Genomic DNA, 24,892 nt, shown 5'->3' with positions numbered 1-24,892 from the left:
GGGAGATCTCTGGATGAACGAACAACTCACTCACATGTCAAAGCAGGTCACGGCTGGTAAGCTGACCCGCCGTGAATTCATGGGTAAAGCAGCGGCACTGGGTGTCTCGGCCGCAATCGCAAGCAATATGTTTGCCGAGGCCGCACGTGCGGCTGGCCCAAAAAAGGGCGGCGATCTGAAATTCGGTTTGCAGGGCGGTGAATCGACCAACTCACTTGATCCGGCAACCTACGCAAGCTCAGTCCCGTTCCAGAACGGCAAGCAATTCGGTGACCAATTGGTCGAAGTGGCCCCCGACGGGACCATTGAACCGCGCCTGGCGGAAAGCGTCGAAGGAAGTGCAGACGCCAAAGTATGGACGTTCAAGCTGCGTCAAGGGGTTGAGTTCCACAACGGCAAGACCATGACCAGCGATGACGTGCTGAAAACTATGCAGCGCCACTCCAACGAAGATTCCAAATCAGGTGCATTGGGCATCATGAAAGGCATCGAGTCGATGAAGGCCGATGGAGACAATTTCCAAGTCACATTGACCGAGCCAAACGCCGACCTGCCGTATCTGATGGCCGACTATCACCTGATTATTCAGCCCGATGGGGGCATGGATAACCCGGCGGCAGGTATCGGCACAGGTCCGTATAAACTGGAAGTGGACGAACCCGGCGTCCGTCACCTGTTCACCAAGAACGAAAACCATTGGAACAGCGATTTCGGTAATTTTGACAGCGTCGAAGTTGTTGTGATCAACGATGCAACTGCGCGGACCGCTGCACTGCAGTCCGGACAGGTCCACGCCGTCAACCGCGTTGAACCCAAAGTTGCCGACCTGTTGGGCCGTGCACCAAACCTGACCGTGCATTCAACCGCCGGTCGCGGTCACTATGTCTTCATCATGCATTGCGACACGGCTCCGTTCGACAACAACGAATTGCGCACCGCGTTGAAATACGCAATCAACCGTGCGGAATTGGTAGACAAAGTCCTGCGTGGCTATGGCTCGATCGGGAATGACATGCCGATCAACGCAGCCTACCCATTGTTTGATGAAACCATCGAACAGCGCGAATTCAGCATTGAGAAAGCTGCAGAGCACTACAAAAAGTCCGGCCATGATGGTTCGCCGATCATATTGCGTGTAGCCGACGGTGCCTTCCCGGGTGCTGTGGACGCCGCTGCACTGTTCCAGCAGACCGCCGCACAGGCTGGAATTCCGCTTGAAATCAAGCGTGAACCCAACGATGGATACTGGTCCGAGGTTTGGAACGTTCAGCCGTTCTGTGCCTCGTACTGGGGAGGCCGTCCGGTTCAGGACCAGATGTATTCGACCGCGTACCTGTCGACCGCAGACTGGAACGACACTCGGTTTAAGGTTCAGGCGTTCGACGATATGCTGTTCGCGGCAAAGGCAGAGCTGGACGTTGAAAAACGCAAAAGCATCTACAGCCAAATGGGCCGGATGGTCCGCGACGAAGGCGGCCTGATCTGTCCGATGTTCAACGACTTTGTCGAGGGCATCAGCAACCAACTGGACGGATGGGAATCTGACCCGACGCAAGAGATGATGAACGGCAACATATCCCGCAAAATGTGGTTCGTCTAAAACGGGCTACGGATAATGCATCCTATCATCAAATTGGTTTCCCAGCGCCTGGCGCTGGGACTCCTATTGCTGCTCGGCGCTTCGGCCTTGATTTTTGGCCTGACCGAAGCCCTTCCCGGAGACGCCGCGCAAGCCGTCCTGGGGCAGTCCGCAACCCCAGAGGCCCTTGCTAACCTGCGCGAAGAGATGGGTTTGAACCGCCCTGCCCTGACCCGCTATTTCGAATGGCTGGGAGGCATTTTTCAGGGCGATCTTGGCCAATCCTTGACAAACAAGCTGGATATTTCTGAGAGCATTGGAAAACGCCTTGGAAATACACTGTTTCTGGCATGCGTCGCTGCCATCGTTTCCGTTCCACTTGCAATCTTTCTTGGACTTCTGGCCGTGCGTTATCGCAACCGCTGGCCGGATAAACTGATCTCTGCGATCACGCTCACAACGGTTTCGATACCGGAATTTCTGATCGGCTACGTGGTGATCTACTACATCTCAGTGAAACTGGGCTGGTTCTCCTCGCTAGCGATGGTCAACGATTCAATGTCGTTTGGGCAAAAGCTAAATGCCATTGCTTTGCCAGCCTTCGTACTGACGCTGGTGGTTCTGGCGCAGATGATGCGCATGACACGCGCTGCCATTCTTAATCTTATGCAATCCGCCTATATTGAAACGGCTGAACTAAAGGGTTTGAGCACCTTTCAGGTTATCGCCCGGCATGCCTTTCCCAACGCGATTTCACCTATCGTGAACGTTGTCATGCTGAACCTGGCCTATCTGGTCGTAGGTGTCGTCGTGGTCGAGGTTGTCTTCGTCTATCCCGGTATGGGGCAGTACCTCGTAGATGCCGTGACAAAGCGTGACGTGCCTGTTGTTCTGGCCTGCGGTGTGGTGTTTGCAGCCGTTTACATCGGGTTGAACATGGTCGCGGATATCGTGTCGATCCTTGCCAACCCAAGACTGAGGCATCCGAAATGATAAAGAACATTCCTCTTTCGGCACTGATTGGCCTTATGTTCACCGGCGCCTATTTCTTTGTCGCGATCGCCGCGCCCTTGATCGCGCCTTATGGAATGGCAGAAGTGGTCGGCGACGTTTGGGAGCCGAGTAGCTCCGAGCATCTGCTGGGCACGGACAATATCGGCCGCGATCTGCTAACCCGCATGATCTATGGCGGGCGCACAACAATCTTCATTGCCGCAGCTGCAACACTTCTCAGCTTTCTGACGGGAACGTCATTGGGCCTACTTGCTGCAGTTTTGGGCGGATGGGCCGATCAGGCGCTTAGCCGGACGGTCGATCTGATCATGTCGATCCCTACGCTGATCCTGGCGCTGGTTATTCTGGCAATCGTTCCGGTAACCGTTCCGATCCTGATCCTTGTGATGGGCCTGTTGGATGCGACCCGACCATATCGTCTGTCGCGATCTGTCGCCGTGGATATCAACGTGATGGACTACGTCGAAGCCGCCAAACTGCGCGGTGAAGGACGCAGGTGGATCATTTTCCGAGAAATCCTGCCGAACGCTCTGTCGCCTCTGGTGGCCGAGTTCGGTCTGCGGTTCATCTTTATGGTCCTGTTCATCTCGACGCTTTCGTTCCTAGGCCTTGGCGTCCAGCCGCCCTTGGCGGATTGGGGCGGCATCGTGAAAGAGAATAAGGACGGCATCGTCTACGGTATTGGTGCCGCGCTCTACCCTGCAGTGGCCATCGCCACGCTAGCGATCTCGGTCAACCTTGTTGCTGACTGGGTTCTGAACCGTACCACATCGCTGAAAGGAGGCCGAGGATGAGTGATACCCTTCTCAAGGTCCGCGACCTCAAGATCGGCGCGACCGTCTATCCGCCGGGCGAAAAGCCCCATGACATCGAAATCGTGCACGGGGTCAGCTTTGACCTCGCGCCCGGCAAGGTGTTGGGGTTGATCGGTGAATCCGGAGCTGGCAAATCGACCATCGGTCTGGCCTCGATGGCCTATGGCCGGGGCGGCGTTAAGATCACCGGTGGCGAGGTTTGGGTCAACGGCCGTGACATCATGAAGTCGGCGCTGGGTGATATCCGCAACCTGCGCGGCGGCGAGGTGTCTTATGTCTCGCAGTCAGCAGCCGCCTCGTTCAACCCCGCCAAAAAGATCATGGATCAGGTGGTCGAAGCTGCAGTCGAACATAAGAAATTCTCTCGTAAAGAGGCCGAAGCCCGCGCGCGCGAATTGTTCGCCAAGCTAGGCCTGCCCGATCCGGACAATATCGGTGATCGATACCCACACCAAGTTTCGGGCGGTCAGTTGCAACGCTGCATGACAGCGCTGGCGTTGTGCCCCGAACCGGATCTAGTTGTGTTTGACGAACCTACCACGGCCTTGGACGTGACCACTCAGATCGACGTCCTGATGGCCATCAAGGAGGCCATCGCCGATACAGGTGTCGCTGCGTTGTACATCACGCATGACCTTGCAGTTGTCGCACAAGTCAGCGACGACATCATGGTTCTGCGGATGGGCAATACGGTCGAGTATGGAAACACCGATCAGATCATCAACAATCCGCAAGAAGAGTATACTCAGGCGCTGGTTTCGGTTCGCTCGATTGAACACGAAGAAAAGCAGCCCACTGCGGATCCGGTGCTGAGCGTCGATGGTATTACCGCGCGCTACAAAGGCTTGAACTTCGACGTTCTTCACAACGTCAATGTTGAGCTTCATCCGGGGCAGACATTGGCTGTGGTGGGTGAATCCGGCTCAGGCAAGTCGACGCTGGCCCGTGTGATCACCGGGTTGCTGCCGCCGCGCGATGGCGAGATCACCTTTGCCGGTCGGAAACTTAGCCCCGACTTGAAGGGCCGTTCACTTGAAGATCTGCGCGAGTTGCAGATGATCTATCAGATGGCGGATGTCGCGATGAACCCGCGGCAAACAGTCGGTACGATCATCGGGCGACCGTTGGAGTTTTACTTCAACATGCGCGGTGCTGAGAAACGCAAGCGTATCATAGAACTTCTGGATGAGATCGAGCTGGGCGAGAAGTTCATCGATCGCTACCCAGCCGAACTGTCTGGCGGTCAGAAACAGCGGGTCTGCATCGCTCGTTCATTGGCGGCCAAGCCCAAAATGATCATCTGTGATGAGGTCACCTCGGCGCTCGATCCGCTTGTGGCAGATGGCATCCTCAAGTTGCTGCTCGACTTGCAGAAGATCGAGGATGTGGCCTATCTGTTCATCACCCACGATCTGGCGACGGTGCGCGCCATCAGTGACAGTATCGCGGTGATGTATCAGGGCCGCGTGGTCCGCTATGGACCCAAGTCGCAGGTGCTGAGCCCACCCTTCGATGACTATACCGATTTGCTGCTCAGCTCGGTGCCCGAAATGCATCTGGGTTGGCTGGAAGAGGTTGTCGCCCATCGCAAAATGGAAAGTGCGGGCAACTAATCCCGGACTTATCCCGAACATAGCATAATGTTTGGAAATCCCGGCGTTTGACTGAAAACAAACGTCGGGATTTTACATTTTAGGGCGCAAATGGGCAGCCCCGTGCAAGCGAATCCCCTAGGGTCGCGACAACCAATACTTCGAAAAGAATAGGGCCGGACAATGGACCGCAAACTGCTTTTGATCATTCTCGACGGTGTACCGTGGCGCAACTTTCGCAGACTGTTTGGCAATCTTGAAGGATGGGTCGACAGCGGCGATGCGCGAGTTTGGAAACTGCGCTCTGTCCTGCCCTCGACATCAGCCAGTTGCTACGCTTCGATCCATACCGGTGTCACACCGCAACAGCATGGCTGCACCGGTAATGGCAACGTGTTTCGGCTGTCCCACAAGGACGTCTTCAGTCAGGTACGAGAAGCGGGCGGTGTGACCGGCGCGGTCACGCATAGCTACTGGTCGCAATTCTTCAACCGTCACCCCTTCGACTACGTTCGTGATGTGGAATATGACGAGCCTGACAGCAAGACCATCAACCATGGCAGATTCCATTCGATGACTGGCTACGGCAAAGCCAACCAGATGACGCCATCCGATGTTGATCTGTTCGCCACGCTGACCAACCTGTGCCTTCGGTTTGGTCTGGATTACGGTATTCTGCACACCTGCACGCTGGACAGTATGGGGCACCGTTTCTACCACGACTGTGAGGAAATGGACCACGCCTGTTTCGTCATGGACGAAATGCTGGCACCTTTCATCCCGCGTTGGCGGCAGCTTGGCTACGATGTCATCGTAACCGCCGATCATGGCCAAGATGAACGCGGCCATCATGGCGGGCGCAGCCCGTTACAGCAGGAAACGGCTCTTTACTATTTTGGTGACGCCGAAGGGCCTGACACCGAGACCGTGATCGACCAGCTTCAGCTTGCGCCAACCATACTACAGCGCGTCGGTGCGCCTGTGGCAGATACTATGAAGGCCAAATCGTTCCTGACCTGAGGCACTTGTTAGTCGTAAGCCCAGATCCCCTGCCCCAGCGCCTCGATCGCCACCGAGATACGCTCAAAGCTGTCAGCGGCGCGCCTGACCGAAGTTCGGGCGCGCAGATACCCATGAACCAACCCCGGTTCATTAATGCAATGGGCCAACCCACCTGCCGCAGTTATATGCTTACAATAGGCCGGTCCGTCATCCCGCAGTGGATCGCAATCAGCCGTCACAACAACCGTCGGTGGGAGGCCAGAAAAATCATCATCCTGCAACGGAGCGAATGAGGGATCGTTATTCGGTGCAGGCCCACCGCAGCGTACAGTTTGGTAGAACCGGATGTCGTCCAGGGTCAAAAGCGGCGCATTTGCATGTTCGATATATGAACCCTTTGACATGTCACCGCCCAAACCGGGATAGATCAGAACCTGACCCAGCACGTTATCTAATCGCCCTCGGGCATAATGCGCAACGGTTGCAGCCAGATTACCGCCTGCACTGTCTCCCGCCAGAACGATTGGATCGCCATATTCCTGAACCACCCAGCTCACAGCAGCCCAACTGTCCTGAAACTGCGCCGGGTGCACATATTCAGGGCACAGGCGATAATCGACAGAGATTATCCGATAGCCAGTCTGAACACAGATTTCAGCACAGACATCATCATGACTGTCCAGTCCGCCCACGACGAACCCGCCGCCGTGAAAGTAAATCACATTTCGAGTGGGATCACCGGCAGTGTAAACGCGAACAGGCACGCCATCGGCGGACCTGTCCTGAACATCAACGCCCGAGGGTCGCGGTTGGCGAAAATCCTGACACATCGTGTCATAGACCCGGCGTTGGTCAGCAATGGACATTTCGACTGTATCATCGGGATAGCTCTCGGCGGTACGCCGGATGAAATCCCAGGTCTCTTCGTCGATTAGACGTTCATAGTCCATTGTCCCTCCAGATTATTCAGACCACTCCCACGGTCGGGTAAACGCACCCAGCACCTTGGCCACATCGTCCTCGGACGCGCCGTTCGCGTCAAGCTGCGCGACGAGCCCGCGTTTCTTGTCGTCGATGACAGAAACGACCCGTGCCGCGACGCCGGCGGCTTCCAGAGCACCATTATATATACGCGTGATCGCGTGCTTGCGCAGATCAGGCTTGAATACTTTGCCTACTGCAGTTTTCGGCAGTTCATCGAGAATGGTCAAATGCTTGGGCTGTGCAGCGCGTTCGTGGACGTGAACCTTGCAGAACTCCAGCAGCTCTTTGTCCGTGGTCGAGGCCCCGTCGACCAGCTCAACAAACGCACATGGCAGTTCGCCTGCGTGTGCATCCGGTTGACCGATCGCGCCCGCAAAGGCGACAGCTTCGTGCCCCAGAAGCGCCTCTTCAATTTCGGCGGGGTCGATATTGTGGCCGCCGCGGATGATCAGGTCTTTAGCCCGACCTGTGATCCAAAGATAACCATCCTCATCAAAGCGGCCCAGATCGCCCGTGCGCAGGTACTTGTCGAAATGGTAGAGATCTACGTTCTTATCGACCTCGGTGTAGGTGTTGCCCGCATAAACGCCAGGGTTCGAGATGCAGATTTCGCCGACCTGATCGACACCGCATTCGGTCGGACCATCTGGCCCGTCCTGCAGGATTTTCACATCTGTATATGGGAACGGAATACCGATCGAACCGATCTTTTTCTCTCCATCCACCGGGTTGCACGACACAAGGCAAGTGGCTTCGGTCAGGCCATAACCTTCGACGATGGTCACGCCTGTGGCCTCTTCGAACCTGCGGAAGAGTTCAACCGGTAGTGGAGCCGAGCCCGAGAACGCGGTTTTGACGGATGAGATATCCGCATCCACCGGGCGTTGCATCTTGGCAGAAATCGCGGTGGGCACCGTAATGATGAACGAGACTTTCCAGCGCTCGATCAGCTTCCAGAAATTGTCGAAGACACCGTCACCGCGATACCCCGCAGGTGTCGGGAATATGACATGGGCACCCGACGATACGGCTGCCATCACGATCACATGCACCGCAAAAACGTGGAACATCGGTAGCGGGCACATGATGACATCGTTTTCGTCAAACAGCAGAGTCTGCCCCAGCCAGCCGTTGTAGATCAGACCGGAATACTTGTGCTGCGCCACCTTCGGCATGCCTGTGGTGCCGCCGGTGTGGAAATAGCACGCGACGCGATCTTCCTTGCTGTCTTCGAAGGTCAGCGTTTTTGGCTGCTTGTTCAGCTCAGCAATGAAATTCTTATAGGTCGCGTGGGCCAGCTTTTCCTTGTCACCCATCTTGGGGCGCAGGAACGGTACCAGCCAGGATTTTGGCGGCGTCAGATAACGGTTCAAGTCGATCTCGAGAATCGTGTGAACGCCGGGTGCGTGGCGCACAGCCTCTTCAACCTTCTGGGCCACGTCCGTCTTGGGGAAGGATTTCAGAGTGACCACAACCTTCGCCTTGGTCTCGCGCAGGATCGCTGCAATCTGTTCGGGTTCGAGCAACGGGTTGATCGGATTCACAATCCCCGCCACCGCTCCGCCCATCATCGTGACCAGGGTCTCGTTACAGTTGGGCAGCACATATGCCACCACATCCTTTTCACCGATCCCAAGCGAGCGGAACAGATTCGCCGCCTGATTGACTTTGCCTAGCAGTTCCGACCAGGTCAGCGTCTCTGCTTTGTCGGTCGGGCCAGATAGCAACTGAAAGCTGATCGCCTTGTGGTTCGGGAACCTGCCCGCCGTCCGCGACAAAAGCTGGTGGAAGGTCACAGGCACATCCCGGTCCTCCCATGGCATCTCCTGTTCCATACGCGCCTTGTCTTCGATTCCCACAAAGGCCATGTGGCTCCTCCCCTGATCTCTCTCCCGTGTCACGCGCGGGTTTTCGTTGCCTCCAAGATGGAAGTAAAACTCAACTCGCGCAAGCAAGGGCTTAGCGATCAGCTGTGAGAAAATGTAGAATGACGCAACGGCGATTCCGGATGTGCCGGTGCGTCACTTTATTCTGCGGCCACCCCGTCAGTGAACTGCAGACGCGCCAATCGGGCATACAAACCGTCCTGCGACACCAGATCGTCATGCGTTCCCTGTGCCACAATGCGCCCGGCCTCGAGCACGATAATCCGGTCCGCCTTCTTCACGGTCGCCAGACGGTGCGCCACGATCAGCGTGGTACGCCCGGCCCGCATATTATCGACAGCCCCCTGCACCGCGCGCTCGCTTTCTGCGTCGAGTGCCGAGGTGGCCTCATCCAGCAGCAGGACTGGCGCGTCGCGCAGAATGGCGCGGGCGATGGCGATGCGCTGTCTCTGCCCACCCGAGAGCATCACACCGCGTTCACCCACAAAGCTGTCGTAGCCCTCAGGTAGCGCCGAGATGAATTCATGCGCGACAGCGGCGCGCGCCGCTGCCTCAACCTCGGCATCCGAAGCATCCAGGCGGCCAAAACGAATGTTTTCACGCGCCGAGGCGGCAAATATAACTGGGTCCTGTGGAACCAACGCGATATGCTGGCGAAAGTCGTTGCGGTCTAGTTCGCGCAGATCAAGCCCGTCGAGGCTTACCTGCCCGGAATCCGGATCATAGAACCGCTGGATCATCTGGATCACGGTTGTCTTGCCTGCGCCGGAAGGTCCGACGAAGGCCACGGTTTCACCGGGGTCGATCTGCAGTGAAAACTGATCCAGCGCTACCACGTCCGGGCGTGCGGGATAGTGGAAAGTCACGTCGTCAAAGCGAATCTCGCCCCGCACCGGAGCTGGCGGCGTCTTGGCTTGCGCAGGGTCGTTAACCGTATCCTCTGCGTTTAGAAGTTCGACCAGCCGCTCAGTTGCTCCGGCTGCGCGCTGCAGTTCGCTCCAGATTTCCGAAAGGGCGGCGACCGAGCCTGCCATGATGATCGAGTAGATCACGAATTGGATCAGAACACCTTCGGTCATCGCTCCATTGCGCACGTCATTCGCACCCATCCACAGCACGCCGACGATACCAGAAAACACCAGGAAAATTACGATCACAGTAAGGACCGCACGGGTCTGAATACGGCGCAGAGAAACTTCGTACGAAATTTCTGTCATTTCGCCAAATTGCGCACGGCTGGCTTGTTCATGGGTGAAGGCCTGTACAGTTTGCACCGCCCCAAGCGCCTCACCTGCATTGCCAGAAGACGCCGCGATCCAGTCCTGATTTTCCCGGCTGATGGTTCGCAATCTGCGGCCCAGAACCAGTATAGGCACGATCACCGCGGGGATTAGCAGCAGGACCATCCCTGTCAATTTGGCCGATGTCAGCAACATCAAAATAAGCCCGCCGACAAACATCAGCATGTTGCGCAACGCGATCGATACCGATGATCCGAGAACCGATTGGATCAGCGTCGTATCGGTCGTGATCCGGCTGAGCACCTCTCCAGTCATGATCCGTTCATAGAACTCGGGGCTCATACCAATCACGCGATCGAAGACAGCCCTCCGGATGTCAGCGACAACACGCTCGCCCAGCCGCGTCACCAACGCATAGCGAATACCCGTCCCGACCGCGAGAATGCCTGCAATACCAAGAGCCGCCAAAAAGTACCAATCCAGCAGCTCGCCATCTTCGATGCGAAAATTGTCAACGACCCGGCGTACTGCCAGCGGCAGCGTCAGCGTCATACTCGCCGTCAAAATCAACGCAAGTGTCGCGCCAATCATCAGTAATCGGTAAGGCTTCATGAAGGGCCACAACGATGCCAGAACACCTATTTTTCTGGATCCCGCGCGCTCTTCCTGAGTGCCCGGAGCCGGTTTGTTCGCTGGACTGGCGGAGCGTGAATTTGCCATGTCTGGCCCTTACGTTGTGGTCATTCGCCCCAAAACGGGCGTCAATCACTGCTTCTTGGCGGCAGCGACGGTTATGGTCAAGCTGAAGGCAGAGATTTGCAGCCCGATAAGGGCCATTTGACGCAACTGGCATGGGGAAAGAACTGGAGCGGGCGGCGTGAATCGAACCCGCGTCATTAGCTTGGAAGACAAACGCTTTAATTCAAATTATTTTGTTTTTTATTAAATATTTAAGGAGAAATCTCTTCTGATTTTGTAGGTCATGTGTCGGAAGGGATTTCTTGGAGCGGGCGGCGGGAATCGAACCCGCGTCATTAGCTTGGAAGGCTAAGGTCTTACCACTACACAACGCCCGCTCAAGTACAGCACCTCCTATTTCATGTGAATATGGAGGTCAAGTGGAACCACCCGAGAGTAAGAAAACAATTCAACCTTCCGGTAGTTTTGTTTGCTATTAAAACATCGATGATCCAATTCGACATCAGGAAAGAATGCATCTCTAGTCATGGCACAACAGGTCCAAACCGGCTGTTGACCACCACACTCGGTCGCTGCACTGCGGCCCGTCGAACCTACCGTTCGCTATGGGTGCGAAAGATACCCCCGCGGACGAGACTTATTCCTTGAATGCAATGGAGTTGTGCTACCAAAAATTCGTGGCCGCGCAGCCCGGGCCAATACAGGCCCGGGCTACCCGCGGCGCTCCCTAGCTGGCCAGGCCGCAGGAAGAGGAGTCGCTGTTGTTGGTGGTGTCAATCTCCACCACGCCATCGACCGGATTGGCATTGACGGTAATCTTGAAGGGGATCTGCTCGCCACCTTTGACGTCGTCAGGGAAGACGAGCGACAGGGTGGTCTCATCCCCGTTTGGCCCCAACGCCGGCGTTGGCAAGTCTACCACCACGCCGCTCTGGAAGAAATCGACCCGTGTGGTCGATGGTCCCGCGGCCCCTGCACCAATGTTACGCACGATGATCCTCAACTTGCGTGGTTCCTCACAATACCAAGCCGGGAAGGGTGGCGGACCGGGCGGGAAGGGCTGTACCGGGATCAAATCCGGCTTCTCTTCGGTATCCGGAGGCGGAGGTGGAGGAGGTGGTGGTGGCGTCTTTTTGATCAGCCGAGGCACGACCGGTTCGACATCGATTGTTTCCACTTCGCCTTCACCATGGGCTGCGGTGTAGACCGCGACAACGTCCAGCGGTGTTTCGCTGTCGATAAAGACGAACCCCTTCAGGAAACAGCACTCGGCCACACGCAGATGTCGCGCCACGTCTTCACAATCGATCTCCATCGATTCCCAAGGTCCGAGTTTGTTTTTTGTCCTGGCTGAGACATTGCCCGGTTTCTCGTTTGGCAAGGCAGAGGATACCCGTTTGCGGAAACGCACCGGTTCTCCGCTGCCGTTGCCGATGTTAATTGCTGTGTGATAGCGGCCAGTGGATAAAATGCGGCCTTTGGAACAGCCGCAGACGAACTTGACAGCGTAACGATAGGTCATCTTCGGTTCTTCCTCCTCGCAGCAAGGGGTGTCATCTTCGGCGCGGTTTACCTCCAATCGGCGGAGGGCGACGTTGTTGTCACCAAGCGCCAGCCGGTCGACAGGTAGACTGCCTGCAATCGTCTCGACATTGCTGCGATCGTCCGGCGTATCCGCGCTGGCAAGGACGTATTCCTCGCATATGTCCTCGGGGCACCACGGGATGGGGCCGACGATCACTTCGTCGCCACAATGCACGGACTGGCCGATGGGCTCTCCTACAATAAGCGGTTCCCAGTCGTCCGGCCATGTGGCACCCTTACCTTCGGTCGCGCGGGCCATTGATAACGTCACTGATTGGGCTGGGTAGTTGCCGCGATTGCCGATCCGGACATACAGATAGTTCTCGACGCAGCGGCGCGGCGTTTCATGGTCGGTGCCCCCGTCGGGACGATGCCGGTTCCATATGCCGGGGGCGACATTGCCTGACTGTTGCCAAGGGTATTCACCCTGCCGTCCGTCATCAATGAAGACGTCCACATCGGGCGGTGCTCCGTTGTAGAGGGCTTGCTTCTCAAAGCCCCAGCGCACCACTTTGTGTGCCCAGCCTCCGGCTGCACCGTCGAATAGAGCAGTGTTCTGGTCAGATTCCTGCAAGGCCCGGGAAAAACCTTCGACTGTGTTGGGCACGATCCCGGCCAAAAGCGGTACCGCCTGCAGGATCAGATAGATCGTGTAGCGGCTGGCATGTAGCCTGTCGTCCAGATCGGTAGAGTCACCGCCCAAAGATCGATAGATCCGGCCCAGCGTTGTGGCGTTGATCTCGGTTGACAGATATCCGCCCACGTCCATCGTACCACCCCAGCCCCAGCCCGAGGCAACCGACCGATCCCAACGCCGGGTGATCAGATTGCTGAAGGGGAAGGTGCGGAAACGATCCGGCGCGATGCCCTGCGGATCGTAGAGAATTGCCGCCAGCGCGTCACCAAAGCCATGACAAAAGCCGAAATTGGGCCAATTGAGATGATCCCACAGCACCGCGTGCCCGAACTCATGCGCCGAAACGCGCGAGTCTGTAGCCATGCCGACCGTGGACCCATTGGCCGCCAGTGCATAGCGAAATCGTAGAACACCGTCGCCTATGGCATTGCCGGGGGCCTGGGCGTTCACCGGCCCTGCAGCGGGATTGAACCAACGGTGATCCACATCCACCGGAAAGGTTACCCCGTCGAAATAGCTGGGCAGATCGAAGCCCAAAGACTGGACGAAGCGATACAGGAAATCGTGGTTGTAATACGCGCAGACTGCCGCGAAATCGTCGCTGTCGGCGGGATAGTCAAAGACCGATGCGGCACCGGCATTTTCAGTCGGTGGGGCGATGTTCGGCGTGTCGAGGTCGCGTACTGCCACTAGTTCGCCGCTCAGCTCCACCGGTGCGCCTCCGCCCGGTAATATTAACCGTTCCAGTGCCACCAGCTCGCGTTGTGCGTCCAAAAGCGCGACCGGCGCCGTCGGATCAAGCTCGGAATCTCCTGAAAGTGAGATCGGGTCGTCAGTAAAGACATAGCCCGAGACGCAGCCCACCAAGGGCCGGATATAGAGCACCGCGTTGGTTTCCCAGTCGACTAGTGCCCGCCAGTTCAGCTCTCCGTAGTCGGGAATTTTGCAGCCAAAATGCACAAGGCTCGCGAAACGCCATTCGCCGTCCTTAAGGCCCTTTGGTACACGGCCGATATCCGGCAGCGGGGTCAACTTGGCACCTTCGATCTCGCCCGGTTCTTTGTGCGGCAGACGATGTTTCGCGTCGTAGCGATAAACAAAGTCCTGGATGTCATTGACTTTGAATTTTGTGAATTTGGCCCCTTTCACCGCTTCGCGCAGAACCGTGCCAGCTTGTTTGTCTCGGCTGGCCGGCGGTGTGGGAGGATTGCCGAGTTCGATATCGGAAGCGACGCTTGAGGACGAACCGGTGACCACATTGTCTGGACCAGCCATTCGCAGCGTCAGGCCGCGTTCCCAGACCGGAATTCCGTGAAGGGTCTGGCGAAATGTGAAGATCAGAAAGGACTGTACCGCCTTGGATTCTTCCAGCCGCAGCTTGCTGCCCTCCTCGCGATCATACTTGCCCGAAACACTCTCACCGAGCCGATCAAGAAAATCAGGCGTTATCCGGTAGAAGCCCGCCACTTCGGCGACATAGGCCTGGGCCACATCCAGCGCACTGGTTCCTTTTGTACGCCCCTCAAGTGGGTCGCCATGATGCTGAAGTCCAATGATTGCGCCGTCTGGCGCGCGTTCAAATACTGTTTCCGGCATGTCTGCCTCCGTTCAAAAGCATCCTGAAACGCTGGCCCAGAGGCCCCGGATCGCCCGGCCGAACGGCTAAAAAACTTATTGCAAAAATAATAACGAAACGCGATGGCCGGAGAAACCTAGCGGCGATCTTGCCAACAAGGCGACAGTAACATTTACTGCCGATTCCCGCAAAGTCAGCCGTCTGCGTCAGTAGGCGCGGCCACTCTTGAGTTGCAATCTCCTACCGCTCGTGCATCTCGGTCAACGCATGTCGGATGTGTCGCAAACTCTGGGGTCTAGTTGACGAGCCTGTGTGATCTGACGATTGTTTCCGCCGAATAGATTTCGAACAGGTTAATTGAGCATGATCTCATTGAAGTGCTGTCACTTCCCAAGGATACTGTTTTGTACGCGGTGTGCGAGTTGACCATGCCACATTGAATAGGTGGGTTGTGAAATACTCGCCGATCGTCGCAGCTCGTGCGCAATCAAAGAAACGCCCAACGTTGAGCTCCTGGCGTATGGAGGAGACCTATATTCCTGTTCGCGGCAAATGGATCTACCTCTATCGGGCCGTCGACAAGGCAGGAAATACCCATGATTTCATGCTGTCTGAGCGCTGGAACCGTCCAGCGGCAGCCAGGTTCTTTGCCAAAGCTCTGTCGTCAAATGGAATCCCGAGCAAGATCGTCATCGACAAAAGCGGAGCCAACGCAGTGGGCATTCGAGAGGTGAACAAAATCCTTAATCGGTTTGGTTGCACCGCCAAAATTCATACAGTCAGGTCCAAGTATTTAAACAACCTGATCGAGCAGGATCATCAGTTTATCAAGCGTCGCATCCGGCACATGTGCGGGTTCAAATCGTTCAGAACCGCCTCGGCCACACTGGACGGCATCGAAGTCGCCAACATGATCCGAAAGCAGCAATTCCCCAACACTACGACATCTGGTTTTCTGCAATTTGCAGAGATCGCAGGATAGGTGTGTCAGGTAAGTCGCTAACTCTGACTGTCTCAAAAGTTTGCGACACATCCAACGAAGCCTCCGGATTGGATCACTTTTTTGGTTTTGCTATCTCAGATTGGAAGGCCTGCATTTAACCATCCTTCCCGCCATTGCTCCGAGCATTCGGGAACGCTGAATATGGGCAGTCTCGTTTGCTCTTTGATGTCAAGATCCGGACGAAGTTCCTTCAGTTCAGCTACCGCAGCCCTTGCTGACTCGAGGTCTCCGTTTTGAGCCAAGGATGCGATGAGCATGAGATGCGTAATCACGAATTTCGCCCTGATGGCCAACGCATTTCGGTTGGCTTGTACGGCTTCGGCATAGCGGCCAAGTTGGAAAAATGAGGAGGCTTGCCCGACATAGGCTGCGTGCCGCATCGGATCTTTTGGACTGAGATTGATCGAGTGTGTAGCGTGTTCTAGGGCTTCTTCGGGTCTGTCGAGAAAATTCAGATTGATGCCAGCGAGCATATGAACGATCGCAGCGTTTGGATTTTCAGAGAGTGCTTGTTTGAAAACTGCGCGCGCGCGCGGCAGGTCTTGTGCAAGCATCGAGATCGAGTGTGCGGCGTAAGCCAACGCAATTCCATCCGCGCGATCACTTAACAATACACGTTCCGCTGCGGCGACGGCGGCCTTTGGCCCTTCGTCAATTGGTTTCAGCCCCTGCACCATCCTTTGGATATGCAACCACGCAAGCAATCCAGCTGCCGACGGGTAATCGGGATCGCGCTCCAACGCCAGACGCGTAAGGCGAATGGCCTCACGGTTGTCTTCGTCCGTCAGCAGATGAAAGTGTGATTGAGCCTGAAGATAAAGTTCATAGGCATCCAAATTTTCCGTCGGTTTCGCCCGAGCGCGGACCGTCTCGGCATGGCGAACGGACGGTTCGATCGCCGTGACAACTTCCTGTGTGACTTGATCTTGCAGGTCAAAAACATCGTCCAGCGTTCCATCGAAACGATCAGCCCAAAGATGACTGCCATTCTCTGCATCAATTAACTGTCCTGTAATGCGAAGGCGCTGGCCTGCTCGCCTTACCGACCCCTCAAGCACATATCTCACGCCGAGCGCCTGCCCGACTTCGCGAATGTCGGTACTCTTTCCTTTAAACGTGAAAGATGAGTTTCGCGCCACGACCATCAACCAACGAAATCGAGACAACTCTGTTATGATGTCCTCGGTAATTCCGTCGGCGAAAAACTCTTGCTCCGGGTCGCCCGACATATTGTCAAACGGCAGCACAGCAATACCGGGTTTCTCAGATTTGACAGATGCACTTGTCGTCGCCGAACCGACAGGCCACTGCCAGACACCAACGGGGCGAGTAATGTTTTTCAACTCAGTCTGCTGGCCACCAGAGAACGACGCGGCGGCATTCCTGTCTAAGCTGTTATGTGCTGTGTCTGAAAGCAGTATCTGCCCCGGTTCTGCTAATGCCTCCAGGCGGGCAGCTATGTTGATACCGTCACCGAATATGTCCTCGCCTTCCGAAACGACTTCGCCGGTATGTATACCGATGCGGATTTGGATCTCCTTTGGTCGGTCAGCGAGCTGAACAGCAATCGCGAATTCTGTCGCGGCTGATGCGGAGCGAAACTCGACAATCCAGCCGTCACCCATGCTTTTGATCAGTTGTCCTTCATGAACTGCCAAAGCGGGTATCAGATGATCTTCACGGAAAATCTTCAGTGCTTTGAGCGTTCCGTCCCTGTCCTGATCCATCAACGCCGAGTATCCGGCGACATCAGCCGCCAGCACTGCAGCAAGCCTCTTTTCCATGTTTCTCCCCCCGCTTGTTGGAAGCTAGCTAGAAGAAAGAGCACTGTCAGCCAGATATTTTGGCAAAGTGGTCCTATTGGGAAAGCGCAACCGCTTTTGGCTCGCTCCTACCTTAGGTGCATTGCAGCATCCATATGCCAAGCTGATCCTTCGCAAAACCCCCACCAATAAACCGAATGACATGAACAACTAGCTGTAACACAATATGGTTGAGGAGAGTACTACGTGAGATGTATTTGACAGCATTTCAGACTGGTTGCAGAAGCTGGCCTTTTTCGATGGGGATATCGGTGGTTTAGTCCAGCATTTAAGCCATCGGTTGGTCGATGGTGGAGTTCCGGTCGCGCGTGTTTCACTTGGTCGTTTGATAATGCACCCCGTTATTGGGCTGCTTGATGCGACTTGGGATGCTTCAAGCGATCGATTGGATTGGACTGTTATGCCATGGAGTTCGGTTACGGATGATCTTTTTGACAAAGCTCCATTTGGTGAAAACACCAAAGTAACAGAAAAACTCGCTAAGAAGTTCATGAATACCGAGATTTGGGACTTGGTCGACAGCATGGATGGCGAATTTGAAATGATGCCGTCAATTCGCGCTGATCTCACTAATCCGTAGGTCTGGGAAAACTACCCAATATACCAAAAGCTTGCCGCATCGGGCATCACTGACTACCTCGTTTTTTCTGCTCCGTTCGGAACACGCATAATAAGTTTCGACAGCGGGTCAGAGTGGCTACTTGGTGTCTCGGTATTCTTTGCCACAAAGAAACGGTCGGGTTTTTCCGACCGTGAGGTTAATGGTCTTAGGCGTCTTTCCACACCTTTGTTTGGGACCGCGCGTATTTTCTCTGAACTGTACTTGGCGGCTGAATTGATGGAAGCATATTTGGGCAGGATTTCAGGTCGCTCTGTCTTAAGTGGACAAATATCGCGTGGCGATGTTCGAGAGATCGACTGTGCGCTTCTATACAGTGACATGCAGGGCTCGACTGCCCTTACTCAAAGTCTGTCTCCGAAAAAATACGTCGCGGCAGTTAACCGTTATTTTGACTGTGTTGCCGGCGCGGTTCACGACCACGGGGGAGAAGTTCTAAAATTTGTTGGCGACGGCTTGCTTGCGATATTCCCGTTTGACGGACGTAGAAGGTTACCAGAGGACGTGTGTGAAGCAGCATTGTCGGCCACAAGAGAAGCATTCCAAAGGCGGGAGGAAATCTTGACTGAGGACAGAATGGACTTCGGTATTGGTCTGCACATGGGGGCTGCCGTTTACGGCAATGTTGGCACTGAAAGAAGGCTGGATTTCATTGGCGGTCGCAACGAATGCGGAACGAAGTGTCGCTGAGCAGTCACTTGCAGCCGTAGGGACGAGGGATCTTTTCGACCATTTGATCAGTATCTCTGTCGGCGTTCGGCCAAAACCTTCGCCAGAGTTATTCAAACTAGCGGCAAAACGTTTGGCGGTACCTCAAAACGACGTTTTGGTTATCGAGGATTCACCGCAAGGTGTTCAGGCAGCAATAGACGCGGGCATGAGCGTCCTACAGCTTATCGATTGAAGCACGGGCATTTAATTGCCGCCGTTGGTGTCAGGTATAGTCTATCTTCCACCAGTCCTTCGAAACGCAGCATTTTGCAGAATGGGTTCGATGCTGACCTCGGTGCCGGTGCAGCAAAGCCCCCTGCCCCGCAAATAACTGACACGGGGTGGCCCAGAGCGGCCTTTCAAACACCAATTCGACGCTTCAAAACCGAATCCCCAAAGCGGTCGTTCATAACACTAGCAATAGCCGATTGGCAGCGGACCAGCGTCACTGGACGAAGCTGGTCTCAGCTGTTTTTCCTGTCAAAAAAAGCGTTTTCGCCACATCCCAAGCAAGTCAAGAGCACCCTTTTGCCACAACAATCCCTATTTCATCATGTATCTCCAAATCATACCATTTTGTCTGGTTGGCCGAACCCACCTCCGCCTGGTGTCTCCATTACGAAAACATCTCCCGGAAGCAGTACTGACTGGTCGTTACCGCTAAGCTCTTGAACCAACCCGTTGCCGCGGACAATAGCGTTCTGTCCCGTCGCGCCCGGGGCGCCGCCAGAGGCACCGTGTGGATGGATATCCCGGTGGGACGAAAGGACGGTCACGGTTGTTTCTTCTAAGAACCGCAACCGCCTGCGGATACCATCGCCACCTTGGAACTCACCGGTCCCGCCCGAACCAGAGCGGATCGAAAACTCCTCCAACCGCACCGGGAACCGGCTTTCCAGTACCTCCGGGTCCGTCATACGGGTGTTTGTCATGTGGCTGTGTACTGCACTGGTACCGTCAAAGCCCTTGCCAGCTCCGGTCCCTCCGCAGATGGTTTCGTAATTTTGAAAGGTTGCATTGCCGTAGACAAAGTTGTTCATCGTGCCTTGGCTGCCTGCAACAACCCCAAGTGCACCATAAAGGGTGTCCGCAATGGCTTGCGAGACTTCAGTATTGCCGGAAATGACAGCCGCGGGCGCGTTGGGATTGATCATCGTTCCCGTCGGAACAATCAGATTCAGAGGTTTCATACAGCCTTCGTTCATCGGAATGTCGCTGCCGACCAACGTTCGGAACACGTACAAGACAACGGCACGGCAAATCGCCAGTGGCGCATTGTAGTTGAGCGGTGATTGGCCGGAAGTGCCCGAAAAATCGATGGTGGCGGTTCGGGATGCCTTGTCTACCGAAATTGCAACTTCGATTTTTGCCCCTCCGTCCAATGGGTAGGAAAAGCTGCAATCTCGCAGGACGTCGAGAACCCGTCGCACACTCTCCTCAGCGTTGTCCTGAACGTGCCCCATATAGGCGTGGACTGTTGGCAGACCAAACTGTGCCGATATCTTGCGCAGCTCGACCGCTCCGGTCTCGTTCGCGGCAATCTGCGCCGCAAGATCCGCCATGTTCTGATCGACATTGCGACACGGGTAACGCCCCGACGCCAACAGTTCGCGCGCCGCGTCGTCACGCAATTCACCCCGATCGACCAACAAGAAGTTGTCGATCAACACGCCTTCCTCTTCTATGTGGCGACTGTCGGGCGGAGCCGACCCAGGGGTTTTGCCTCCGATATCAGCGTGATGACCGCGCGAGGCGACGGTGAACACAATTTTCTCACCTGCTTCGTCAAAAACTGGGGTGATGACAGTAACGTCGGGAAGGTGAGTGCCGCCATTATAGGGGTTGTTCATCATGAACACGTCACCTGGACGGATCTTGCCCCTGTTTTGGCGCAGGATCGTTCGAACGCTTTCCGACATCGAGCCCAAGTGCACAGGTACATGCGGCGCGTTGGCGACCAGATCACCGTTTTGGTCAAATATCGCACAGGAAAAGTCGTATCGCTCTTTGATATTCACAGAATACGCCGTATTCGCGAGCGTTGCCCCCATCTGTTCGGCGATAGACATGAACAGGTTGTTAAATACTTCCAGCATGACCGGATCGACATTTGTGCCGACCGCCTCAACCCGCTGCAGCGGAGTTTCACGCGTCAAGATCAGGTTGCCACCGCTCAGACAGGTGGCGGTCCAGCCGTCTTCAACGACATTTGTTCCGGTGGGTTCGGTCAAGATCGCAGGGCCTTTCACCGAATGGCCAACACCAAGCTGCGTCCGATCGATAAGGGGAACCTGTTGGTGTTGCCCACTGCTATAAAGCGTCACCGGGGTCTGAGTGGCCCCGGCCGCGATTTTGTCGGGCAAGGTGACCTGCTCACCCGTCTTTCCGATTGCCTCTGTCACCAGCATCTCGATGATCAGATCGCTGGTATCCGGCGCGAATCCAAAGCGCTGCTTATGCGCCACGACAAATGCGTCGCGCATCGTACCCGGGTCGGACAACGGCACCGACAGGCTTTGCTGAGCGTCCGCGGGGCGGATATGGGCAGTTGCTGAGATCGAAATATCAACCTCTGCCACACCCTGCGCTGCAACCTCAGCCGTAGCGGACTGTGCCAGAGTATCACAGATATTCTGTGCCTCTGTATCCAGAATAGAGGACTGGAACTGGTGTTCCCGGATCGCTGTGATGTCCGCCAAACCCATACCAAAAGCTGACAAAACGCCTGCATAAGGGTGAATAAAAATCCGTTCCATCCCCAGCGCGTCGGCGACCAGACAGGCGTGCTGTCCCCCGGCGCCGCCAAAGCAATTCATAGTGTATTTGGTAACGTCGTAACCGCGTTGCACACTGATTTTCTTGATCGCGTTAGCCATGTTCTCAACAGCGATCCGCAAAAAGCCCTGTGCAAGTTCCTCAATTGATTTATCCGTGCCCATTTCGGCCGCCAGAGATTCAAATTTTCTGCGCACAATTTCTTTGTCCAACGGTTCGTTGCCTTCATGGCCGAAAACCGAAGGGAAATGCTCGGGCTGCAGTTTACCAAGCAAGACATTGCAGTCGGTGACGGTCAGCGGGCCGCCGCACCTATAGGCAGCAGGTCCGGGGTTGGCGCCAGCACTTTCCGGCCCGACCTGCATCCTGCCATCGCGAAAGGACAGGATTGATCCGCCACCTGCAGCGACCGTATGGATCGACATCATCGGCGCACGCATCCGGACGCCAGCAACCTCGGTTTCAAAGGATCGTTCATATTCACCGGCATAGTGACACACGTCCGTAGACGTACCACCCATGTCGAAACCAATCAGTTTGTCAAAGCCATGATCTGCAGCGGTGCGTACCATCCCGACAACACCGCCCGCCGGCCCGGACAAGATTGCATCACGGCCCTGGAAGAGATCAGCGTCAGTCAAGCCGCCGTTAGACTGCATGAACATCAATTGATTACACCCGCCTTCATCCGCGCCCAGAGCTTTCGCTACCTGCTCTACATATCGGCGAAGAATGGGTGACAAATAGGCATCAACCACTGCGGTATCTCCGCGGCCGACCAGTTTGATCAGCGGGCTCACCACGTGGCTAAGCGAGATTTGTGGAAACCCAACGGCACGCGCCAGCTCGCCAATCAGTTTTTCATGATTGGGATGCTGAAAGCTGTGCATAAGCGCGACAGCGACGGAACGATATCCTTCCGAATAGGCCTTTTCCAAAGCGGTTTTCGTTTTGTCGATATCCAGCTGCGTTACGACCTCGCCATCCGCCGCGATGCGTTCTTCGACTTCGACTACGTCTTCGTACAAAAGCTCGGGCAGTTGGATGTTCAGGTCGAACAGGCGAGGACGGTTCTGATATCCGATCCGCAAAAGATCGCGCAGCCCCTTCGTTATGAACAGTATGGTTCGGTCGCCTTTCCGTTCAAGCAGCGCGTTGGTCGCGACCGTGGTTCCCATCTTTACCGCACGAATTGACCCTTTTGGGATGTCCTGATCACTTTCCAAACCCAGTAATTCACGGACCCCTTGTACGGCGGCGTCAGCATAGCGCTCAGGATTCTCGGACAGCAACTTATGTGTCTGCAAACTCCCATCCGGCTTGCGTGCAACGATGTCGGTGAACGTGCCACCTCGATCAACCCAAAACTGCCACATGGACATAACTCCTCTGTTTGCCGGACAAACCGGCATTGAATTTCATGAAAGTGGAAAGGTGTCTTGGCGGTTTAGTACACCAGAGAAGGCAACCAGGTTGCGAGCTTAGGAAAGACCAAAAGAAGCCCGAGCATGACGAACATGGTGACAACAAATGGCAATGCGCCGCGGATAACATCCATCATGGGCCCTGCTTTTCTGATCCCCTGCACCACATACAGATTGATCCCAATGGGCGGCGTGATCAGAGCGGTTTCCAGAAGTACCATCAACAAGATGCCAAACCAAACCGGATCAAAGCCAAGCGCCACAACGATCGGTGTAACCAGCGGTGCCATGGTCAACAGCATGGAAAGCGTCTCCATGAAGCAGCCGATCAAGATCAGCACCGCGACGATCATCAACATGGTTTGCATGGGGCTCCAGCCCAGCCCTGTGACGAAATCGGTCAGAGCTTGGGTCAGGCCGATGATTGAAAGGACAAAGTTCAGGAACACCGCAGCTATGATGATCAGCATGATCATGGCCGTCGTACGCATCGTGCCTTCAATTGCGTGACGCATGGTTTCCATCGACATCTTGCCGTTGAACGCCGCAAGCGCCATCGAGGCAACAACCCCCAAAGCTGCGGCTTCGGTCGGAGTTGCCAGTCCCGCATAAATGGAGCCGACGACTACCATGAAGATGCCAAGTGGCGGAATCAGTGCGGGAAGTGCAGCAAGCCGCTCTGCCCAGCTGTGGCGTAATTGGTCCCCGCCCCATTCCGGCCTGATCATGCATGCCACAACGACGGTCGCCATGAACAGCAGTGCCAGCAGAAATCCGGGCAGGAAGCCCGCCAGATACAGTTCCGGCACGGACGTATTGGTCAACAAACCATACAGGATCAGGTTGATCGAAGGCGGGATGAGAATGCCGAGCGTTCCCCCGGCAGCCACCGTACCAAGAAACAGCCGTTCGTTGTAACCCCGCTTTTTGATCTGCGGCACAGCCACCGTTCCGATGGTTGCTGCCGTGGCTACGGATGACCCAGACGTTGCCGCAAACAGGGCCGAGGATCCGATGTTGGAATGCATCAACCCACCTGGCAACCAACCAAGCCATTTCACGATACCGTCGTACATCCGTTCGGTGATACCAGCACGCAATAGGATTTCTCCCATCATTACGAACATCGGGATTGCCACCAGCAGAAAGTCCGTGCTGGTCTGCCATGCCATATCCGATATTGCGCGGTGCAGCGGCATCGGGCTATCGGTCCATTGCAGGATCAGGCCCAGCCAACCCAACGAGGCGGCAATAGGAACGGCCAGACCGATGAGAGCAAGAAGGATCAGGAGTGTCTTGATCAGCATTGGTCTATACCGTCTCGTCTTCTATTTGTTCGTCCAGGGATTTCACGCCGATCAGGTCCTGCACTGCGGCCAGATCGCCTCGGAAATACTGTCGGATCGCGGTCAGAGCGATCAGAACGCCCGAGCCTACAAAGAACATCCAACCCAAGAGCCACGGTATCTGGGGAATGGCCAGCGGAACGCGCATCGGCGTAATTGATCGGGAACCGTTAGCCAGCGTATCCGCCATCATTCCACACACCATCACAACGATGACCAACGCAAACCCCGTCAAAAGCACGAGGCCAAACAGGTTGATAAACGGGTGCAGCGCTTTGGGAATTGCTCCAAGCAGAGCGTCAACCCGGATATGCGCGCGTTCAAACAGCACAAAAGACAGCGCCAAAGCGGTTGCCACACCGAAGGCATAGCCCGAGATTTCGTCCGCCCCGCCCAGAGAGATGTTGAAAACTTTGCGCAGAAAGACTTCGAGAGTGATGAGGAAGGCCGAAAACACGATCAGTGTACCGCCCAGCCACGTCATCCAGAGGCTGAGCCTCTGCGCGCCGCCTAAGAGCTTGTCTAACATTTTGATAACCTGATGTTTTGTGGTGAGGCGGCGGGAGTCCGGCCGCCCCACTG

16 protein-coding genes, 1 tRNA gene and 1 pseudogene are annotated in these 24,892 nt (G+C 55.6%); 9 read left to right on the top strand and 9 right to left on the bottom strand.

The window, feature by feature from the left end; genetic code table 11:
- Positions 1-13: 13 nt before the first annotated feature.
- From AC2FI7_RS09695 to AC2FI7_RS09675, 5 genes are all read left to right on the top strand, one after another.
- Positions 14-1,600, top strand: a complete 1,587-nt coding sequence (locus tag AC2FI7_RS09695) for an ABC transporter substrate-binding protein (protein ID WP_010441878.1) — start codon at positions 14-16, stop codon at positions 1,598-1,600.
- A 15-nt stretch (positions 1,601-1,615) separates the two neighbouring features.
- Positions 1,616-2,572, top strand: a complete 957-nt coding sequence (locus AC2FI7_RS09690) for an ABC transporter permease (protein WP_010441877.1) — start codon at positions 1,616-1,618, stop codon at positions 2,570-2,572.
- Positions 2,572-3,387, top strand: coding sequence for an ABC transporter permease (locus AC2FI7_RS09685; protein WP_029621990.1), 816 nt, complete (start codon positions 2,572-2,574; stop codon positions 3,385-3,387). Before AC2FI7_RS09690 ends, AC2FI7_RS09685 begins: the two co-directional genes overlap by 1 nt.
- On the top strand, positions 3,384-5,021 hold the full coding sequence (locus tag AC2FI7_RS09680; protein WP_010441875.1) for an ABC transporter ATP-binding protein: 1,638 nt from the start codon (positions 3,384-3,386) through the stop codon (positions 5,019-5,021). The genes AC2FI7_RS09685 and AC2FI7_RS09680 overlap by 4 nt, the downstream gene beginning before the upstream one ends.
- A 162-nt stretch (positions 5,022-5,183) precedes the next feature.
- Entirely contained in the window at positions 5,184-6,020 is an 837-nt protein-coding gene (locus AC2FI7_RS09675; protein ID WP_010441874.1) for an alkaline phosphatase family protein, read from the top strand.
- Between the two features lie 8 nt (positions 6,021-6,028).
- Here AC2FI7_RS09675 and AC2FI7_RS09670 read toward each other — a convergent pair whose 3' ends face one another.
- The 5 genes from AC2FI7_RS09670 to AC2FI7_RS09650 form a co-directional block, all read right to left on the bottom strand.
- Positions 6,029-6,952 carry an alpha/beta hydrolase gene (locus AC2FI7_RS09670; protein WP_010441873.1) on the bottom strand — a complete coding sequence of 308 codons (924 nt, stop codon included), beginning with the start codon at positions 6,950-6,952 and terminating at the stop codon, positions 6,029-6,031.
- Between the two features lie 12 nt (positions 6,953-6,964).
- On the bottom strand, positions 6,965-8,854 hold the full coding sequence (locus AC2FI7_RS09665; RefSeq protein ID WP_010441872.1) for an acyl-CoA synthetase: 1,890 nt from the start codon (positions 8,852-8,854) through the stop codon (positions 6,965-6,967).
- 158 nt (positions 8,855-9,012) lie between these two features.
- A complete protein-coding gene (locus tag AC2FI7_RS09660) occupies positions 9,013-10,833 on the bottom strand; it encodes an ABC transporter transmembrane domain-containing protein (protein WP_010441871.1) in 1,821 nt (606 codons plus the stop codon).
- A gap of 282 nt (positions 10,834-11,115) precedes the next feature.
- Positions 11,116-11,189 (bottom strand) — tRNA-Gly (locus AC2FI7_RS09655).
- Between the two features lie 350 nt (positions 11,190-11,539).
- On the bottom strand, positions 11,540-14,629 hold the full coding sequence (locus AC2FI7_RS09650; RefSeq protein WP_496815860.1) for a hypothetical protein: 3,090 nt from the start codon (positions 14,627-14,629) through the stop codon (positions 11,540-11,542).
- Positions 14,630-15,018: 389 nt separating this feature from the next.
- Here AC2FI7_RS09650 and AC2FI7_RS09645 point away from each other — a divergent pair.
- Positions 15,019-15,591: pseudogene (locus AC2FI7_RS09645) on the top strand (IS6 family transposase); the annotation flags it as partial.
- Positions 15,592-15,686: 95 nt separating this feature from the next.
- Here AC2FI7_RS09645 and AC2FI7_RS09640 read toward each other — a convergent pair.
- Positions 15,687-17,396 carry an adenylate/guanylate cyclase domain-containing protein gene (locus AC2FI7_RS09640; protein ID WP_010441867.1) on the bottom strand — a complete coding sequence of 570 codons (1,710 nt, stop codon included), beginning with the start codon at positions 17,394-17,396 and terminating at the stop codon, positions 15,687-15,689.
- A gap of 256 nt (positions 17,397-17,652) precedes the next feature.
- Between AC2FI7_RS09640 and AC2FI7_RS09635 the strand changes: the two genes are divergently transcribed.
- The 3 genes from AC2FI7_RS09635 to AC2FI7_RS09625 all read left to right on the top strand — a co-directional run bounded on the left by AC2FI7_RS09635 (position 17,653) and on the right by AC2FI7_RS09625 (position 18,958).
- Complete coding sequence (locus AC2FI7_RS09635) at positions 17,653-18,015, top strand: hypothetical protein (RefSeq protein ID WP_010441866.1); 363 nt, start codon at positions 17,653-17,655, stop codon at positions 18,013-18,015.
- Between the two features lie 243 nt (positions 18,016-18,258).
- Complete coding sequence (locus AC2FI7_RS09630) at positions 18,259-18,744, top strand: adenylate/guanylate cyclase domain-containing protein (protein ID WP_139056606.1); 486 nt, start codon at positions 18,259-18,261, stop codon at positions 18,742-18,744.
- Positions 18,677-18,958, top strand: a complete 282-nt coding sequence (locus AC2FI7_RS09625; protein ID WP_010441865.1) for an HAD family hydrolase — start codon at positions 18,677-18,679, stop codon at positions 18,956-18,958. The genes AC2FI7_RS09630 and AC2FI7_RS09625 overlap by 68 nt, the downstream gene beginning before the upstream one ends.
- A gap of 373 nt (positions 18,959-19,331) precedes the next feature.
- Here the strand turns inward: AC2FI7_RS09625 and AC2FI7_RS09620 are convergent, their stop codons facing one another.
- The 3 genes from AC2FI7_RS09620 to AC2FI7_RS09610 all read right to left on the bottom strand — a co-directional run bounded on the left by AC2FI7_RS09620 (position 19,332) and on the right by AC2FI7_RS09610 (position 24,839).
- The gene (locus tag AC2FI7_RS09620) at positions 19,332-22,916 is read right to left on the bottom strand and encodes a hydantoinase B/oxoprolinase family protein (RefSeq protein WP_496815858.1); all 3,585 of its coding nucleotides are present in this window, start codon (positions 22,914-22,916) and stop codon (positions 19,332-19,334) included.
- Positions 22,917-22,987: 71 nt separating this feature from the next.
- Positions 22,988-24,271, bottom strand: a complete 1,284-nt coding sequence (locus AC2FI7_RS09615) for a TRAP transporter large permease (protein WP_010441863.1) — start codon at positions 24,269-24,271, stop codon at positions 22,988-22,990.
- 4 nt (positions 24,272-24,275) lie between these two features.
- Positions 24,276-24,839 (bottom strand): TRAP transporter small permease subunit, encoded by a 564-nt coding sequence (locus AC2FI7_RS09610; RefSeq protein ID WP_496815856.1) that lies wholly within the window; start codon positions 24,837-24,839, stop codon positions 24,276-24,278.
- Between the last annotated feature and the right edge of the window lie 53 nt (positions 24,840-24,892).

The sequence above is a fragment of the Ruegeria sp. YTSA064 genome (assembly GCF_059610325.1).
Note: the sequence above shows the minus strand (reverse complement) of the source record. Positions and strands in the feature narration are given on the sequence as shown.

Excerpts from the sequence above, each read along its gene's own strand:
- AC2FI7_RS09640 (WP_010441867.1), bottom strand. The coding sequence starts at position 17,396 with ATGGAAAAGAGGCTTGCTGCAGTGCTGGCGGCTGATGTCGCCGGATAC.
- AC2FI7_RS09665 (WP_010441872.1), bottom strand. The coding sequence starts at position 8,854 with ATGGCCTTTGTGGGAATCGAAGACAAGGCGCGTATGGAACAGGAGATG.
- AC2FI7_RS09650 (WP_496815860.1), bottom strand. The coding sequence starts at position 14,629 with ATGCCGGAAACAGTATTTGAACGCGCGCCAGACGGCGCAATCATTGGA.
- AC2FI7_RS09675 (WP_010441874.1), top strand. The coding sequence starts at position 5,184 with ATGGACCGCAAACTGCTTTTGATCATTCTCGACGGTGTACCGTGGCGC.
- AC2FI7_RS09610 (WP_496815856.1), bottom strand. The coding sequence starts at position 24,839 with ATGTTAGACAAGCTCTTAGGCGGCGCGCAGAGGCTCAGCCTCTGGATG.
- AC2FI7_RS09660 (WP_010441871.1), bottom strand. The coding sequence starts at position 10,833 with ATGGCAAATTCACGCTCCGCCAGTCCAGCGAACAAACCGGCTCCGGGC.
- AC2FI7_RS09615 (WP_010441863.1), bottom strand. The coding sequence starts at position 24,271 with ATGCTGATCAAGACACTCCTGATCCTTCTTGCTCTCATCGGTCTGGCC.
- AC2FI7_RS09680 (WP_010441875.1), top strand. The coding sequence starts at position 3,384 with ATGAGTGATACCCTTCTCAAGGTCCGCGACCTCAAGATCGGCGCGACC.
- AC2FI7_RS09695 (WP_010441878.1), top strand. The coding sequence starts at position 14 with ATGAACGAACAACTCACTCACATGTCAAAGCAGGTCACGGCTGGTAAG.
- AC2FI7_RS09690 (WP_010441877.1), top strand. The coding sequence starts at position 1,616 with ATGCATCCTATCATCAAATTGGTTTCCCAGCGCCTGGCGCTGGGACTC.
- AC2FI7_RS09625 (WP_010441865.1), top strand. The coding sequence starts at position 18,677 with ATGTTGGCACTGAAAGAAGGCTGGATTTCATTGGCGGTCGCAACGAAT.
- AC2FI7_RS09620 (WP_496815858.1), bottom strand. The coding sequence starts at position 22,916 with ATGTGGCAGTTTTGGGTTGATCGAGGTGGCACGTTCACCGACATCGTT.
- AC2FI7_RS09670 (WP_010441873.1), bottom strand. The coding sequence starts at position 6,952 with ATGGACTATGAACGTCTAATCGACGAAGAGACCTGGGATTTCATCCGG.